Genomic DNA, 13,656 nt, shown 5'->3' with positions numbered 1-13,656 from the left:
ATCTTTTACTTTTTAACTTCTTTGGTTGGCAATGGCCGAATGGGCGCCGCTTGGTCAATGTGAAAGCCTTCAACACCTTCGTACATTTTTTGAATGCATGCGTAATCCACCTCAACATTGCCTGTGAGTTTGATAAAACCTTCAAACTTCAACACTTTGTTACCGTAATCAAAGCGCACAACAGCCAACGGCAAATTCGTGGCAACGGCCAATTGATAAAAGCCACTTCGCCAACCCTCTGTTTTCTTTCGAGTACCTTCTGGCGAAAGACCTAACCACAAGAATTTTCCAGCGCGTTGGTGCTCCGCAAACACTTCTGTCATGGCCCCCACAACGCCTCTTGAAGAGGATCTGTCAATGGGCAAACCGCCAATCCACTTTAACCAGCGACCAAACAAAGGGTATTTGAACAATGAGTCTTTGCCCCAAAAATGAACAGGCAAGCCTATGGTCCATTTGCACAACATCGCCGTGAGGAAATCCCAATTGCTGGTGTGCGGATAGACGATGGCAATACCTTGCAAACCAGGCAAACCTTGAAAATCAACCTTCCAACCAATCAGTTTTAACAACCATGCGGCCCAAGCATGTCCCTTGAACTGAATGGGATATGGGCCTGAAATGACTTCAGGTTGAGGCAAATTTTGAGAATTTAAATCGCTCACGATTTGATTGCCCTGTAGCCAATGTCCTTCCGGTACTGTTGTCCGTCGAAGTGAATACCTTTGGCCACCTCATAGGCTTTTTGCTGGGCTTGCTTGACCGAATCGGCCAGTACAGTGACGCACAAAACACGGCCACCTGAAGTGACAGTTTGACCGTTGACTGCTGCCGTGCCTGCATGGAACACCATCGCGTCGGGCTCGTCTTTGGGCAGTCCCGTGATTACATCCCCTTTGCGCGGGTTCATGGGGTAACCTGCAGCGGCCATCACCACACCTAAAGCGGGTCGGCGATCCCACTCCAACTCAAGGGTGTCGAGCTTACCGCTCGTTGCCGCCAACATCACCTCGACCAAATCGGTTTTCAAACGCATCATGATCGGTTGTGTTTCTGGATCTCCCATGCGGCAGTTGAATTCCAAAGTTTTGGGCATGCCTTGCGCATCGATCATCAAGCCTGCGTACAAGAAACCTGTGTAGGGAATGCCATCTTTTTCCATGCCCTTGATGGTGGGCATGATGACTTCACGCATGGCGCGCGCATGGACTTGTGCAGTCACGACGGGCGCTGGCGAGTATGCGCCCATACCGCCGGTGTTGGGACCTTCATCATGGTCTAGTAACCGTTTGTGATCTTGGCTGGTGGCCAAGGCCACCACGTTTTGGCCATCACACAACACGATGAAGCTGGCTTCTTCCCCTTGCAAGAATTCTTCAATGACAACGCGTGGCACTGCAGCACCGTCGGCGCCGGCGTTGTGAACCACGCCCAATTGGTTGTCAAGCAGCATGAAGTCAATGGCTTCGTGCGCCTCAGCAGCCGTCATGGCTACCACCACGCCCTTGCCTGCTGCCAAACCGTCAGCCTTCACCACAATGGGGGCACCCATTTTGTCGATGTAGGCATGGGCTTGAACGGGGTCGGTGAAGGTTTCGTAGATGGCCGTTGGGATGCCATGGCGATGCATGAAGGCTTTGGAAAAAGCCTTGGAGCTTTCCAACTGTGCAGCGGCCTGAGTGGGTCCAAAAATTCGCATGCCGTGCGCACGAAATTCATCAACAACACCTGCTGCCAATGGGGCCTCGGGGCCAACCACTGTCAGTTCAATTTTCTCTTGCTGCGCCCATTCACGTAAAGCTTTCACATCTGTGATCGGGACATCGACCAAATTAGGGTCACGCGCTGTGCCGCCATTACCAGGGGCCACATAAACTTTTTGAATACGCTCAGATTGCGACAACTTCCAGGCCAGGGCATGTTCTCGTCCGCCACCGCCAATTACCAATACTTTCATCGATCAAGCCTTATTCAGAAATGGTTGCGTTGTGGAAAACGTTTTGCACATCGTCCAAATCTTCCAAGATGTCCAAGAGTTTTTGCATTTTGATTGCATCGTCGCCCACCATGTCAATGGTGTTCTCAGCACGCATCGTGACCTCGGCCATTTCGGCCGTGAAGCCTGCAGCTTCTAATGCATTTTTGACCGCTTCAAAATCTGCAGGGGACGTTAGCACTTCAATGGCGCCCTCCTCGTCCGTGATCACATCTTCGGCACCCGCCTCCAAAGCAACTTCCATCACTTTGTCTTCAGAAGTGCCCGGTGCAAAAATCAATTGACCGCAATGCTTGAATTGAAAGGCCACAGAGCCTTCCGTGCCCATGTTGCCACCATGCTTGCTAAAAGCATGGCGCACCTCGGCCACTGTGCGCACACGGTTGTCGGTCATGGTGTCCACAATGATGGCCGCACCACCTATGCCGTAGCCTTCGTAACGAATTTCTTCGTAAGTCACGCCTTCTAGATTGCCCGTGGCTTTGTCGATGTTTCGCTTCACGGTATCGGCGGGCATATTGGCCGCCTTGGCTTTTTCAATGGCCAAGCGCAAACGAGGATTGGCCGTGGGGTCTCCCCCGCCCGTTCTGGCTGCCACCATGATTTCTCGAACCACTCGGGTCCAAATGCGCTGGCGTTTCTCGTCTTGTCTGCCCTTGCGGTGCTGAATATTTGCCCATTTACTGTGGCCAGCCATCTCAAATTCCTTGATGTTGATTTAATCTACTGGGTGAGATTTTACTTTTACAGATGGGGGGACCCTTTTTCATGCCAAATCAGCTCTTGATTGCCCGCAATAAAACCACAGATTGCCACCTTCTGATGGGCATGGCCAACCGCCACGGCCTGATTACAGGGGCCACAGGCACCGGCAAAACGGTGAGTTTGCAGACTCTGGCTGAAAACTTCTCCAATCAGGGCGTGCCGGTCTTCATGGCCGATGTCAAAGGCGATCTGGTCGGTATCAGTCAAACGGGCCACCTCAGCGACAAGATCAAGGGGATTCTGAAAGAACGCCAGCTGGACGAACCCAGCCCCCAAAGCTGCCCAACCACCCTGTGGGATGTTTTTGGCAAACAAGGCCACCCCGTTCGCGCCACAGTCTCAGACATGGGCCCTTTGCTATTAGGCCGCATGTTGAACCTCAACGACACACAAGCCGGTGTGCTCAATTTGGTCTTCAAAATTGCCGATGACCAGGGTCTTTTGCTGCTTGACCTCAAGGATCTGCGCGCCATGCTGCAACACGTGGGGGAAAACGCCAGTCAGTTCACCACCGAGTACGGCAACGTCAGCGCCGCCAGCGTGGGCGCCATTCAACGGGGTTTGCTAGAAATTGAAAGCCAAGGCGCCGACAAGTTCTTTGGCGAGCCCATGCTCAACATCCAAGACTTTTTGCAAACCGACGCCAAAGGCAAAGGCGTCATCAATTTGCTGTGTGCCAGTGAATTGATGAATGCACCTCGCCTCTATGGCACCTTCTTACTGTGGTTACTGTCCGAATTGTTTGAGCAATTGCCCGAAATTGGTGATCCTGAAAAACCCAAGCTGGTGTTCTTCTTTGACGAAGCCCACTTGTTGTTCAACGAAGCGCCCAAGGTGCTCATCGAACGCATGGAGTTGTTGGTACGCCTGATTCGGTCCAAAGGTGTAGGCGTTTATTTCGTCACACAAAACCCCTTGGATGTGCCAGAAACGGTTTTGGGACAACTGGGCAATCGGGTTCAGCACGCCCTTCGCGCTTTCACACCGCGCGATCAAAAAGCCGTCAAAGCCAGCGCCCAAACCATGCGAGCCAATCCCAATTTGGACATCGAAAAAGCCATCACCGAATTAGGTGTCGGTGAAGCCTTGGTCAGTTTCCTCGATGAAAAAGGCCGACCTGGCATCACAGAACAAGCTTTTGTGATGATGCCTGGCAGCCAACTGGGCCCCATTACCCCAGAACAACGCAAGGCACTGCTCGAGAACTCTTTGGTGGCGGGTGTCTATGAAAAAACCATCGACCGTGAGTCTGCCTACGAAGTGCTCAAAGGCGCGCACGCATCGTCCAATTCAGAATCAAAAGCACAAACTCCGACCAATGCCGGAACTAGCGCAAGCTCGACCGATGCAGAGAGTGGCAGCAACGCCCTGTTAAACGGCCTTGGAGAGGTTTTATTTGGTCGCACAGGACCTAGGGGTGCCAAACACGACGGCTTGGCGCAGGCCATGGTCAAGTCTGCAGTTCGTACGATTGGCTCAAGCGTGGGGCGTGAAATTGTGCGTGGTGTGTTGGGCGGCATCTTGGGCGGCCGCAAACGCTGAGCCCCGCCAGTTGCGCAACATCAGTCCCTCATTCAAATGGGGGACGAAAAAAAAGCCGGAGATCATCCGGCTTTTTTGTGAAGGCTTTAGCTGGCCGTGACCTCTTCAGGCTCGTGCGGCTCAGATTTGGAATTGCGCCCTTCTTTCTTAGGCAAAGGCGTAATGTCCAAAAGCACTTCGTCCTTGTCGTCCAAGTCAACACTCAAACGACCGCCGTCGATCAATCGACCAAACAGCAACTCATCGGCCAAGGCCTTGCGAATGGTGTCTTGAATCAAACGCTGCATAGGACGAGCGCCCATGAGCGGGTCGAAACCTTTTTTGGCCAAGAACTTGCGCAACTTGTCGCTGAACGTGACATCCACCTTCTTCTCTGACAACTGTGTTTCGAGTTGCAGCAAGAACTTGTCGACCACGCGCATAATGATTTGCTCGTCCAAAGCCTTGAAGCTGACCATGGCGTCCAAACGGTTGCGGAACTCAGGGGTGAACAAGCGCTTGATGTCGCCCATTTCATCACCAGCTTGACGCGGGTTGGTAAAGCCAATGGTGGCTTTGTTCATGGTCTCGGCACCCGCATTCGTGGTCATGATGATGATCACGTTGCGGAAGTCGGCTTTGCGGCCGTTGTTGTCTGTCAAAGTGCCGTGGTCCATCACTTGCAACAAGACATTGAAAATGTCGGGGTGCGCTTTTTCAATTTCGTCGAGCAGCAACACGCAATGCGGTTTCTTGGTGACGGCTTCTGTCAGCAAACCACCTTGGTCAAAGCCCACATAGCCTGGAGGCGCACCAATCAGGCGACTCACCGCATGGCGCTCCATGTACTCCGACATGTCAAAGCGAATGAGGTCAATGCCCATGATGTAGGCCAATTGTTTGGCCGCTTCTGTTTTGCCGACGCCTGTGGGGCCGCTGAACAAGAAGGCGCCAATGGGCTTGTCTGTTTTGCCCAAACCGGAGCGCGCCATTTTGACGGCCGATGACAACACTTCCAAGGCTTTGTCTTGACCAAACACCACGCTCTTCAAATCGCGCTCAATGGTTTGCAGCTTGCTGCGGTCGTCATTCGAAACATTGGCGGGCGGAATGCGCGCAATCTTTGCCACGATGTCTTCGATCTCGGCTTTGCCAATGGTTTTCTTGCGCTTGGAAGGCGGCAAGATACGCTGCGCAGCGCCGGCTTCGTCAATCACGTCAATGGCTTTGTCGGGCAACTGACGGTCGTTGATGAACTTGGCAGACAACTCGGCAGCAGCTTGCAGCGCTGCGTTGGCGTATTTCACGCTGTGGTGCTCTTCGAAACGAGACTTCAAGCCCTTCAAAATGTCCACAGTTTCGGGCACCGTAGGCTCGACCACGTCAACCTTTTGGAAGCGGCGTGACAAAGCTGCGTCTTTTTCGAAGATACCGCGGTATTCCGTGAAGGTGGTGGCGCCGATGCATTTCAACTGACCGCTAGAAAGTGCAGGCTTGAGCAAGTTCGACGCATCCAACGTACCGCCGGAAGCAGCACCGGCACCAATCAAAGTGTGAATTTCATCGATGAACAACACAGCGTGTGGCTTGTCCTTCAAGGCTTTCAAAACACCTTTAAGACGTTGCTCAAAGTCACCACGGTATTTGGTACCTGCCAACAGTGCGCCCATGTCGAGCGAATAGACCACCGCTTCGTTCAAAATTTCGGGCACGCTGCCTTGCGTAATACGCCATGCCAAACCTTCAGCAATGGCGGTCTTGCCAACGCCAGCTTCGCCAACCAACAAAGGATTGTTTTTGCGGCGACGGCACAAAATTTGAATGGTGCGCTCAACTTCGTATTCACGACCGATGAGCGGATCAATCTTGCCTTCTTTGGCCATCTGATTCAGGTTCTGAGTGAACTGCTCCAGTGGTGAGGCTTTTTCATTGCGCTCGCCACCGCCTGCACCCTCTTCGCTCTCGGGTGCGGGTGCAGCGTCACTTCCTTTGCTAGCTTCTGGCGGATCACTCTTGCGAATGCCGTGTGCAATGAAATTCACCACATCCAAACGCGTAATGCCTTGCTGGTGCAAATAGTAAACAGCGTGAGAATCTTTTTCGCCAAAGATGGCCACCAGCACGTTGGCGCCAGTCACTTCTTTTTTGCCACTGCCCGTCGATTGAACATGCATGATAGCGCGTTGAATGACACGCTGAAAACCTAGCGTGGGTTGTGTGTCCACTTCTTCAGTGCCTGCGACTTGCGGCGTGTTGTCTTTGATGAACGACGACAGCGATTGACGCAAATCGTCGACTTGCGCTGAACACGCACGCAACACTTCTGCTGCGCTGGGGTTGTCTAGCAATGCCAACAACAAATGCTCCACGGTAATGAACTCGTGACGCTGCTGTCGCGCCTCAACGAAGGCCATGTGCAAACTGACTTCCAATTCTTGGGCAATCATGTGATTTCCTTAAATGCCTTGCGGAGGTGAAAAATATTAAGTTGGGTAGTTTTGTTGAATTTCAACTGCTTTATGCCACATTCTGGATCAAAGTTTGCAACACTCATGCGACAGGTTCACTGACACATTGCAAAGGATGACCTGCCTGGTTTGCGGCATCTAAGACTTGGTCCACTTTGGTAGCTGCGACGTCGCGGGTGAAAACACCACAAACGCCTTTGCCGTCCAAATGAATTTTCAACATGATTTGGGTGGCCGCTTCACGGTCTTTGTTGAAAAACTCCTGAAGCACCAAAACCACAAACTCCATGGGCGTGTAATCGTCGTTCAACATCACCACTTGGTACATCTGGGGCGGACCGACTTTGGCTGTGCGTCTTTCTAAAACCACAGAATCGGCATTTCCTGGTGTACGAGTGAGGTCGCCCTCTGACCCTGGGCTTTTCGGCTGAAATGGTTGTTTTGGTTTCTCTGTTGCCATGTTTTCATTCTATCGATGCCTGAGGCGCTTCTGCGAACACTTTGCGGAAAGTCCTTATGCCGCACTGCAACATTCGGCATCAGTCGGGTAAACCTTGAATTGACAAGCGCAGAAAGCCTGATTTAAATGTTCCATACAGCTTTAAAACGATGGAGACAAGTATGCCCAGTGGAACAGTCAAATGGTTCAATGACGCGAAGGGATTTGGATTCATTCAGCCAGATGGAGGTGGGCCCGATGCATTTGCGCATTTCTCAGCCATTGCCATGGAGGGCTTCAAAAGCCTCAAAGAAGGCGCCCGAGTGAGCTTTGAGCTGACCGAGGGACCCAAAGGCCCCATGGCCATCAACATTCAATCAGAAAGCAGCGCAACACCCGCAGAGTAGAAAGAAAAAAGCCCCTGAGAGTTCATCTCAAGGGCTTTGGTCTTTTTGAATGGTCGGCGTGGCGGGATTCGAACTCGCGACCCCTTGCACCCCATGCAAGTGCGCTACCAGGCTGCGCTACACGCCGACAAGCTTTAAATTATAGCCCGAGAATTTGTTCAAATTGAGAGCAAATCTCGAATATCCATCAATTCGCGTCGCAAGCTAGGCAAGCTGCTGGTGGCTTGAAGTGCGCCCGCTCTTTGTGCACTCTCTACGGCCAATTTGGGAAGCGCACTTTCTTCCTCTGACATCTCATCATCAAGGTCAAGATCTTCAGGAAAATCGATGTCCGCATCGGCAGCAGCAAGCTGCTCCTTGCGATAGCCTTTTTGAGACTGCGCAAGCTCCTGCATTTTGTTGCGAGCCCCACTGATGGTGAAGCCCTGCTCGTACAACAAATCACGAATGCGGCGAATCATGAGCACCTCGTGGTGCTGGTAATAGCGGCGATTACCGCGTCGCTTCACAGGACGAAGCTGTGTGAACTCCTGCTCCCAATAACGGAGCACATGCGGCTTGACGCCACAGAGCTCGCCTACTTCACCAATGGTGAAGTAGCGCTTGGCGGGAATAGATGGGAGGGAGTTCTCCATTGAAATCACAAACTTGCTAGGGGAACTTACTAGCTTACTCTAAGCCGAGGCACTCCGTAAAGGCCTCAGTTGAATATTTTGTTAGATCTCTGATCGCTGATTGTCAGCAAGTGTTAAGCCTTGCCAGATTCGTCACCTTGGATCACATCTTTGAGCTTGTGACTGGCGTGAAAGGTGGCAACGCGCCGCGCCTCAATGGGAATCAGTTCACCCGTACGGGGATTGCGGCCTGGACGTGGTGCTTTTTCACGGATTTGGAAATTACCAAATCCGGAAATTTTGACATCCGTTCCTTGAACCAACTGCGTTGCAATCAAATCAAAGAAAGAGTCCACCATGTCTTTGGACTCGCGCTTGTTCAATCCAATTTGTTCAAACAACAAATCGGCCAGATGCGCTTTGGTCAGCGCAGGTGTTTCGAGACTTTCAACAGAAAAATCCATAGGTACTTTCTGCTTTCAATTAAGAGCGCAAGCGGGCTGACAACTTGGTCGCCAAATGGTCTAGCACGGCTTTGACTGTGGCTTCAATCTGAACGTCGGTCAATGTTGCTTCGTCACTGTACAAAGTCAAGCGGACTGCCAAGCTTTTCTCAATGCCTTGTGTGGCCTGTGGGCGGAACACATCAAACAACACGGCATTTTTCAACAGGCCTTCGGTAGGCGCCGCATGAATGGCCGACATGAGCTCGCCGTGCGTCACTTTTTCAGCCACGATGACGGCAATGTCACGCTCTACAGCCTGGAATCGCGCAACGCCTTGTGCCACAGGCACTTCGCGCTGTAGCACCGCATCCAAGTCCAACTCAAACATGATGGGGGCTTGTTGCAAGTCCCAAGTCTGGCGCCAGCGAGGATGCAACTCGCCCACATGGCCAATGACTTGGCCGTTGAGCAAAACTTGCGCACAGCGACCAGGGTGCATGGCAGGATGTTCAGCCGTTTCAAACACTGGCTTGGCCGGTGACAGCAAAGCCTCCACCTCACCTTTGACATCAAAGAAATCAACGTTGCGAACTTTGCCACCCCAAGAGGTGGTGCTGACCGGGCCATAAGCCACCCCGGAAACGCGCATGGGCTGATTCAAGCCTTCGACAGTGCTATCGCTGTCTTTGACCGAAGCATCGCGCAAAAACACACGGCCCACCTCAAAGACACGCACACGGTCAGCTTTGCGATCGGTATTGAATTTCACCACTTGCAGCAAGGAGCCAAGCAAACTGGTTCGCATCACACTCATTTGACTGGCAATGGGATTGAGCAACTTGATCGGGTTGGCGTTGCCTGCCAACTCATGCTCCCAGCGTTCTTCGACGAAGCTGAAGTTGATGGTTTCTTGGTAGCCCAATGCCGCCATGCTGCGGCGAACAGCAAATGGACCCCGCACATTTTCTTTGCGAATCTTGGCCGTAATAGGTGCTAACGGCGGCGTGGTGGGCAACTGGGTATAACCGACCATGCGCGCAACCTCTTCAATGAGGTCTTCTTCTATTTCCAAATCGAAGCGCCAACTGGGTGGGTTGACCGTGACCAAGCCTTCCGCCTCGCTCACTTCAAAACCTAAACCGCGTAGTGCATCGGCACACTGCTTTTGTGTCAACGCCATGCCAATCACCTTGACTGCGCGTGCCACGCGCAAGGTCACAGGTTTGCGCACAGGCATGTTCAGTTTTTGGTCGTCAACGGGGCCGACTTGGGTGGCTGGCGTGCCGCAAATGTCAATCACCAACTGCGTAATGCGCTCAATGTGCTCAACTGTGCCTTCTGGGTCGACTCCTCGTTCAAATCGGTGGCCGGCATCGGTCGAGAAGTTGTAGCGACGTGAGCGACCTGCAATGGCTTTAGGCCACCAGTAAGCAGCTTCGATGTAAATGTTTTGAGTTTCGTCAGAAACGGCGGTGGCATCGCCGCCCATGATGCCCGCCAAAGACTCCACTTGTGAGTCATCGGCAATCACACCCACTTTGTCGTCCACGGTCACTGTGTTGCCGTTGAGCAGCTTGAGTGATTCTTCTGCACGACCCCATCGAACTTGCAGGCCCCCATGAATTTTGTCGAGGTCAAAAATGTGTGAAGGACGGCCAAACTCAAACATCACGTAGTTTGAAATGTCGACCAACGGGCTGACACTGCGTTGGCCACAACGTGCCAAGCGGTCCACCATCCAGGCGGGTGTTTGGGCTTTGGGATTCACGCCTTTCACCACGCGGCCACTGAAGCGGCCGCACAAGTCGGCGGCTTCAACCTTGACGGCCAATTTGTCTTGCACTTGGGCTGTCAAAGCATTGAACACCGGCGCCTGCAAAGGCGTACCAGTGAGCGCCGAGACTTCACGTGCAATGCCGTACACACTCAAGCAGTGCGCCAAGTTAGGCGTCAGCTTCAATGTGAACAAAGTATCGTCCAACTTCAAATAGGTTCGAATGCTTTGGCCTAAGGGCGCATCTGCTGGCAACTCAAGCAAGCCGCCATGGTCATCCGCAATTTTCAACTCTTTGGCGGAGCACAACATGCCCTGGCTTTCAACGCCGCGCAGCTTGCCAACTTTGATCAGGAAAGGCTTGCCATCTTCGCCAGGCGGCAACTCTGCACCGACCATGGCGCAGGGAATGCGAATGCCAACGCGTGCGTTGGGCGCACCGCAAACAATGTTGAGCAATGTCGGTTGCCCCACATCCACTTGGCACACGCGCAAGCGGTCTGCATTGGGGTGCTGCTCTGCACTTTTGATTTCACCAATCACCACATTCGAAAATGGCGGCGCCACAGGTTGAAGTTCTTCAACCTCCAAGCCCGCCATCGTGAGCGTTTCAGCGAGTTGTTCTGTATTGAGGGGTGGGTTGCAAAACTCACGCAGCCAGGATTCAGGAAATTGCATGGTCTTTTAATTATTGAAATTGACTCAAGAAGCGAACGTCGCCGTCGAAGAACAAGCGCAAATCATTCACGCCATATCGGAGCATGGTGAGACGGTCGGGGCCCATGCCGAAGGCAAAGCCAATGAATTTTTCGGGGTCGAGGCCCATGTTGCGAACCACGTTGGGGTGCACTTGACCGGAGCCCGCCACTTCCAACCAACGGCCCGCCAATGGGCCTGTTTGAAATTGAATGTCAATTTCGGCGCTGGGTTCTGTGAAGGGGAAAAAGCTGGGACGGAAGCGCAACACCAAGTCGTCGCTTTCAAAAAACGTACGGCAAAAATCGGTGAACACCACTTTCAAATCTTTGAAGCTGACGTTCTCGCCAATCCACAAACCTTCGCACTGATGAAACATGGGTGAGTGCGTGGCATCGCTGTCGACGCGGTAGGTGCGGCCAGGTGCAATGACACGAATTTCGGGCATGCCCTGCCCTGCATCCAATTGCGCTTTGTAACGCTTGACGTGTTGGACTGCATGGCGAATTTGCATGGGGCTGGTGTGGGTGCGCAGCAAATGACCGCCTTCGACATAGAAGGTGTCGTGCATCGAGCGTGCGGGATGATCTTCGGGTGTGTTGAGGGCCGTGAAGTTGAACCAGTCGGTTTCAATTTCGGGGCCTTGTGCCACTTCAAAACCCATGGAGCCAAAAATTTGCTCGATGCGCTCTAAGGTAAGTGACACAGGGTGCAGACCGCCTTGCGTCAGGGGGCGACCTGGCAAGGTGACATCAAAAGCTTCCGCTTTCAGTTGAACAGCCAACTCGGCATCGGCCAAAGCTTGGCGGCGCGCCGTGAGCGCTGCTTCAATGCCCTGCTTGGCAACGTTCACCGCTGCGCCGAATGTTTTTTTCTCTTCAACGCTCAAAGCAGCCATGCCCTTCATCATTTCAGTGATGCGGCCTGACTTGCCCAAGTACAGGGCTTTGGCATTCTCAAGATCGGCGGGGGTTTGGGCCTGCGCAAAACTGGCGCGAGCCGCTTCAACCAAACTGTCCAACTCGGTCATGGTGGAAACTTTAAAAGGAACTTAAATTCAAAATGAAAAAAGGATTGAAGCCTTCGCAAGCCTCAACCCCTTTGATTGACTGCGTGAGTACTTAAGCTGCGGCCAACTTGGCCTTGACTTGGTTCACGATGCCAGCAAAAGCGGCCTTGTCGTGCACGGCGATGTCCGCCAACACTTTACGGTCGATTTCAATGGCAGCCTTTTTCAGGCCATTTGCGAATTGGCTGTATGTCAGACCGCATTCACGGGCCGCTGCGTTGATACGCGCGATCCACAACTGACGGAACACACGTTTCTTGGCACGACGGTCACGGTATGCATACTGACCGGCCTTCATCACCGCTTGTTTAGCGATACGGAAGACATTACCGCGGCGACCGCGGAAACCTTTGGCCAGGGCCAATACTTTTTTGTGACGGGCTCGTGCCGTAACACCACGTTTTACGCGAGGCATATTTTCTCCTTGTTCGTCAGTGAATTACAGGCCAGCCGATGGCAGCATTTGTGCCATGTGACCCATGTTGGTCTCATGCACACCTACTGGGCCACGGAGGTGACGTTTGTTCTTGGTTGTCTTCTTCGTCAAGATGTGACGCTTGAAGGCTTGACCGCGTTTAACGGTACCACCAGGACGAACACGGAAGCGCTTTTTGGCGCTGCTTTTGGTCTTCATTTTGGGCATTTGACTGCTCCTTATTTTGTGCTCGTGAGGCGTCTGCAAACTCCTTGCAGCCTTGTTGGCCCCGAGCCACTTTTAATCAGCAATTCACCGAAGTGTTTTGCTGTTTGAGGTTGGTGACAACCTCATTTGTAAGAGCTCCCGAAGGAACTCTTCAAACTCACTCTGAAGCTGCCGGAGCACCTTCGTTGGCTGTTTTACCAGCCGGTTTTTTGCGACCTGGTGCAATCATCATGATCATTTGGCGGCCTTCCAACTTTGGAAACTGCTCCACCACAATCAGATCACCCAAGTCATCGCGAATGCGCTGCAACAGTGCCATGCCCAACTCTTGGTGGGTAATTTCGCGACCGCGAAAACGCAAGGTCACTTTGCACTTGTCGCCATCTGCCAAAAAGCGGCGGATGTTGCGCATCTTGATGTTGTAGTCACCGTCATCGGTACCGGGTCGGAATTTAATTTCCTTGATCTCAATGACCGTCTGCTTGGCTTTGGCTTCGGCAGCACGCTTTTGTTCTTGGTATTTGAACTTGCCGTAGTCCATCAATCGGCAAACCGGTGGTGTTGCGGTGGCTGCAATTTCAACCAAGTCAACATCCAACTCTCCCGCCATGCGCAAAGCATCTGCTAAAGAAACAATGCCCAAGGGCTCGTTCTCGGGTCCGGACAAACGGACTTCAGGGAAAGTGATTTCACGGTTCAGGCGATGCTTACGCTCTTCGCGCTGACGGCGGTCACGAAATTCGGTGGTAGCGATGGTTCAAATCCTTTTAATAAAAACTGCACAAGGCAGCCCAAACCGACGAGCAAGCGTCAAGCTA

The 13,656-nt window shown here is 52.6% G+C and carries 14 protein-coding genes and 1 tRNA gene; 2 read left to right on the top strand and 13 right to left on the bottom strand.

The features are described from left to right. Window positions 1-5 precede the first annotated feature (5 nt). The 3 genes from B9Z46_RS08410 to B9Z46_RS08400 are packed head-to-tail and all read right to left on the bottom strand — an operon-like array spanning window position 6 to window position 2,693. The gene (locus B9Z46_RS08410) at window positions 6-665 is read right to left on the bottom strand and encodes a 1-acyl-sn-glycerol-3-phosphate acyltransferase (RefSeq protein WP_158268414.1); all 660 of its coding nucleotides are present in this window, start codon (window positions 663-665) and stop codon (window positions 6-8) included. Then, window positions 662-1,957, bottom strand: coding sequence for a phosphoribosylamine--glycine ligase (gene purD / locus B9Z46_RS08405; RefSeq protein ID WP_108255541.1), 1,296 nt, complete (start codon window positions 1,955-1,957; stop codon window positions 662-664). The genes B9Z46_RS08410 and purD overlap by 4 nt, the downstream gene beginning before the upstream one ends. A 10-nt stretch (window positions 1,958-1,967) precedes the next feature. Next, window positions 1,968-2,693, bottom strand: a complete 726-nt coding sequence (locus tag B9Z46_RS08400; RefSeq protein WP_108255539.1) for a YebC/PmpR family DNA-binding transcriptional regulator — start codon at window positions 2,691-2,693, stop codon at window positions 1,968-1,970. Window positions 2,694-2,764: 71 nt separating this feature from the next. Here B9Z46_RS08400 and B9Z46_RS08395 point away from each other — a divergent pair, with 71 nt between their 5' ends. Next, the gene (locus tag B9Z46_RS08395) at window positions 2,765-4,303 is read left to right on the top strand and encodes a helicase HerA-like domain-containing protein (protein ID WP_108255852.1); all 1,539 of its coding nucleotides are present in this window, start codon (window positions 2,765-2,767) and stop codon (window positions 4,301-4,303) included. Between the two features lie 86 nt (window positions 4,304-4,389). Here the strand turns inward: B9Z46_RS08395 and clpA are convergent, their stop codons facing one another. Together clpA and clpS are read right to left on the bottom strand one after the other, a co-directional pair. Next, window positions 4,390-6,729 carry an ATP-dependent Clp protease ATP-binding subunit ClpA gene (clpA, locus tag B9Z46_RS08390; RefSeq protein WP_055360954.1) on the bottom strand — a complete coding sequence of 780 codons (2,340 nt, stop codon included), beginning with the start codon at window positions 6,727-6,729 and terminating at the stop codon, window positions 4,390-4,392. 103 nt (window positions 6,730-6,832) lie between these two features. Next, window positions 6,833-7,210, bottom strand: a complete 378-nt coding sequence (gene clpS / locus B9Z46_RS08385; protein ID WP_108255537.1) for an ATP-dependent Clp protease adapter ClpS — start codon at window positions 7,208-7,210, stop codon at window positions 6,833-6,835. A 161-nt stretch (window positions 7,211-7,371) separates the two neighbouring features. Here clpS and B9Z46_RS08380 point away from each other — a divergent pair, with 161 nt between their 5' ends. Next, window positions 7,372-7,596 carry a cold-shock protein gene (locus B9Z46_RS08380; RefSeq protein ID WP_108255535.1) on the top strand — a complete coding sequence of 75 codons (225 nt, stop codon included), beginning with the start codon at window positions 7,372-7,374 and terminating at the stop codon, window positions 7,594-7,596. Between the two features lie 50 nt (window positions 7,597-7,646). On the opposite strand, the gene B9Z46_RS08375 is transcribed toward B9Z46_RS08380, so the two are convergent. The 8 genes from B9Z46_RS08375 to infC all read right to left on the bottom strand — a co-directional run bounded on the left by B9Z46_RS08375 (window position 7,647) and on the right by infC (window position 13,592). Then, a tRNA-Pro gene (locus B9Z46_RS08375) sits at window positions 7,647-7,723 on the bottom strand. A 31-nt stretch (window positions 7,724-7,754) separates the two neighbouring features. Then, entirely contained in the window at window positions 7,755-8,231 is a 477-nt protein-coding gene (locus B9Z46_RS08370; RefSeq protein WP_055360957.1) for a MerR family transcriptional regulator, read from the bottom strand. Window positions 8,232-8,344: 113 nt separating this feature from the next. Further along, window positions 8,345-8,674, bottom strand: a complete 330-nt coding sequence (locus B9Z46_RS08365) for an integration host factor subunit alpha (RefSeq protein ID WP_055360958.1) — start codon at window positions 8,672-8,674, stop codon at window positions 8,345-8,347. A gap of 19 nt (window positions 8,675-8,693) precedes the next feature. Further along, window positions 8,694-11,108 (bottom strand): phenylalanine--tRNA ligase subunit beta, encoded by a 2,415-nt coding sequence (pheT, locus tag B9Z46_RS08360; protein ID WP_108255533.1) that lies wholly within the window; start codon window positions 11,106-11,108, stop codon window positions 8,694-8,696. Between the two features lie 10 nt (window positions 11,109-11,118). Beyond that, window positions 11,119-12,156, bottom strand: a complete 1,038-nt coding sequence (pheS, locus tag B9Z46_RS08355; protein ID WP_055360960.1) for a phenylalanine--tRNA ligase subunit alpha — start codon at window positions 12,154-12,156, stop codon at window positions 11,119-11,121. A gap of 91 nt (window positions 12,157-12,247) precedes the next feature. Continuing rightward, window positions 12,248-12,610 (bottom strand): 50S ribosomal protein L20, encoded by a 363-nt coding sequence (rplT, locus tag B9Z46_RS08350; protein ID WP_055360961.1) that lies wholly within the window; start codon window positions 12,608-12,610, stop codon window positions 12,248-12,250. Window positions 12,611-12,634: 24 nt separating this feature from the next. After that, complete coding sequence (rpmI, locus tag B9Z46_RS08345; RefSeq protein WP_055360962.1) at window positions 12,635-12,838, bottom strand: 50S ribosomal protein L35; 204 nt, start codon at window positions 12,836-12,838, stop codon at window positions 12,635-12,637. A 157-nt stretch (window positions 12,839-12,995) separates the two neighbouring features. Then, complete coding sequence (infC, locus tag B9Z46_RS08340; RefSeq protein ID WP_082466785.1) at window positions 12,996-13,592, bottom strand: translation initiation factor IF-3; 597 nt, start codon at window positions 13,590-13,592, stop codon at window positions 12,996-12,998. Between the last annotated feature and the right edge of the window lie 64 nt (window positions 13,593-13,656).

Origin of the sequence: Limnohabitans sp. Hippo4, from assembly GCF_003063605.1 — a bacterium.
In the GTDB taxonomy this organism is placed as follows: Bacteria; Pseudomonadota; Gammaproteobacteria; order Burkholderiales; family Burkholderiaceae_C; genus Limnohabitans_A.
Note: the sequence above shows the minus strand (reverse complement) of the source record. Positions and strands in the feature narration are given on the sequence as shown.

Excerpts from the sequence above, each read along its gene's own strand:
- purD (WP_108255541.1), bottom strand. The coding sequence starts at position 1,957 with ATGAAAGTATTGGTAATTGGCGGTGGCGGACGAGAACATGCCCTGGCC.
- pheS (WP_055360960.1), bottom strand. The coding sequence starts at position 12,156 with ATGACCGAGTTGGACAGTTTGGTTGAAGCGGCTCGCGCCAGTTTTGCG.
- rplT (WP_055360961.1), bottom strand. The coding sequence starts at position 12,610 with ATGCCTCGCGTAAAACGTGGTGTTACGGCACGAGCCCGTCACAAAAAA.
- B9Z46_RS08365 (WP_055360958.1), bottom strand. The coding sequence starts at position 8,674 with ATGGATTTTTCTGTTGAAAGTCTCGAAACACCTGCGCTGACCAAAGCG.
- clpA (WP_055360954.1), bottom strand. The coding sequence starts at position 6,729 with ATGATTGCCCAAGAATTGGAAGTCAGTTTGCACATGGCCTTCGTTGAG.
- clpS (WP_108255537.1), bottom strand. The coding sequence starts at position 7,210 with ATGGCAACAGAGAAACCAAAACAACCATTTCAGCCGAAAAGCCCAGGG.
- pheT (WP_108255533.1), bottom strand. The coding sequence starts at position 11,108 with ATGCAATTTCCTGAATCCTGGCTGCGTGAGTTTTGCAACCCACCCCTC.
- B9Z46_RS08380 (WP_108255535.1), top strand. The coding sequence starts at position 7,372 with ATGCCCAGTGGAACAGTCAAATGGTTCAATGACGCGAAGGGATTTGGA.
- B9Z46_RS08400 (WP_108255539.1), bottom strand. The coding sequence starts at position 2,693 with ATGGCTGGCCACAGTAAATGGGCAAATATTCAGCACCGCAAGGGCAGA.
- B9Z46_RS08395 (WP_108255852.1), top strand. The coding sequence starts at position 2,765 with ATGCCAAATCAGCTCTTGATTGCCCGCAATAAAACCACAGATTGCCAC.
- rpmI (WP_055360962.1), bottom strand. The coding sequence starts at position 12,838 with ATGCCCAAAATGAAGACCAAAAGCAGCGCCAAAAAGCGCTTCCGTGTT.
- B9Z46_RS08370 (WP_055360957.1), bottom strand. The coding sequence starts at position 8,231 with ATGGAGAACTCCCTCCCATCTATTCCCGCCAAGCGCTACTTCACCATT.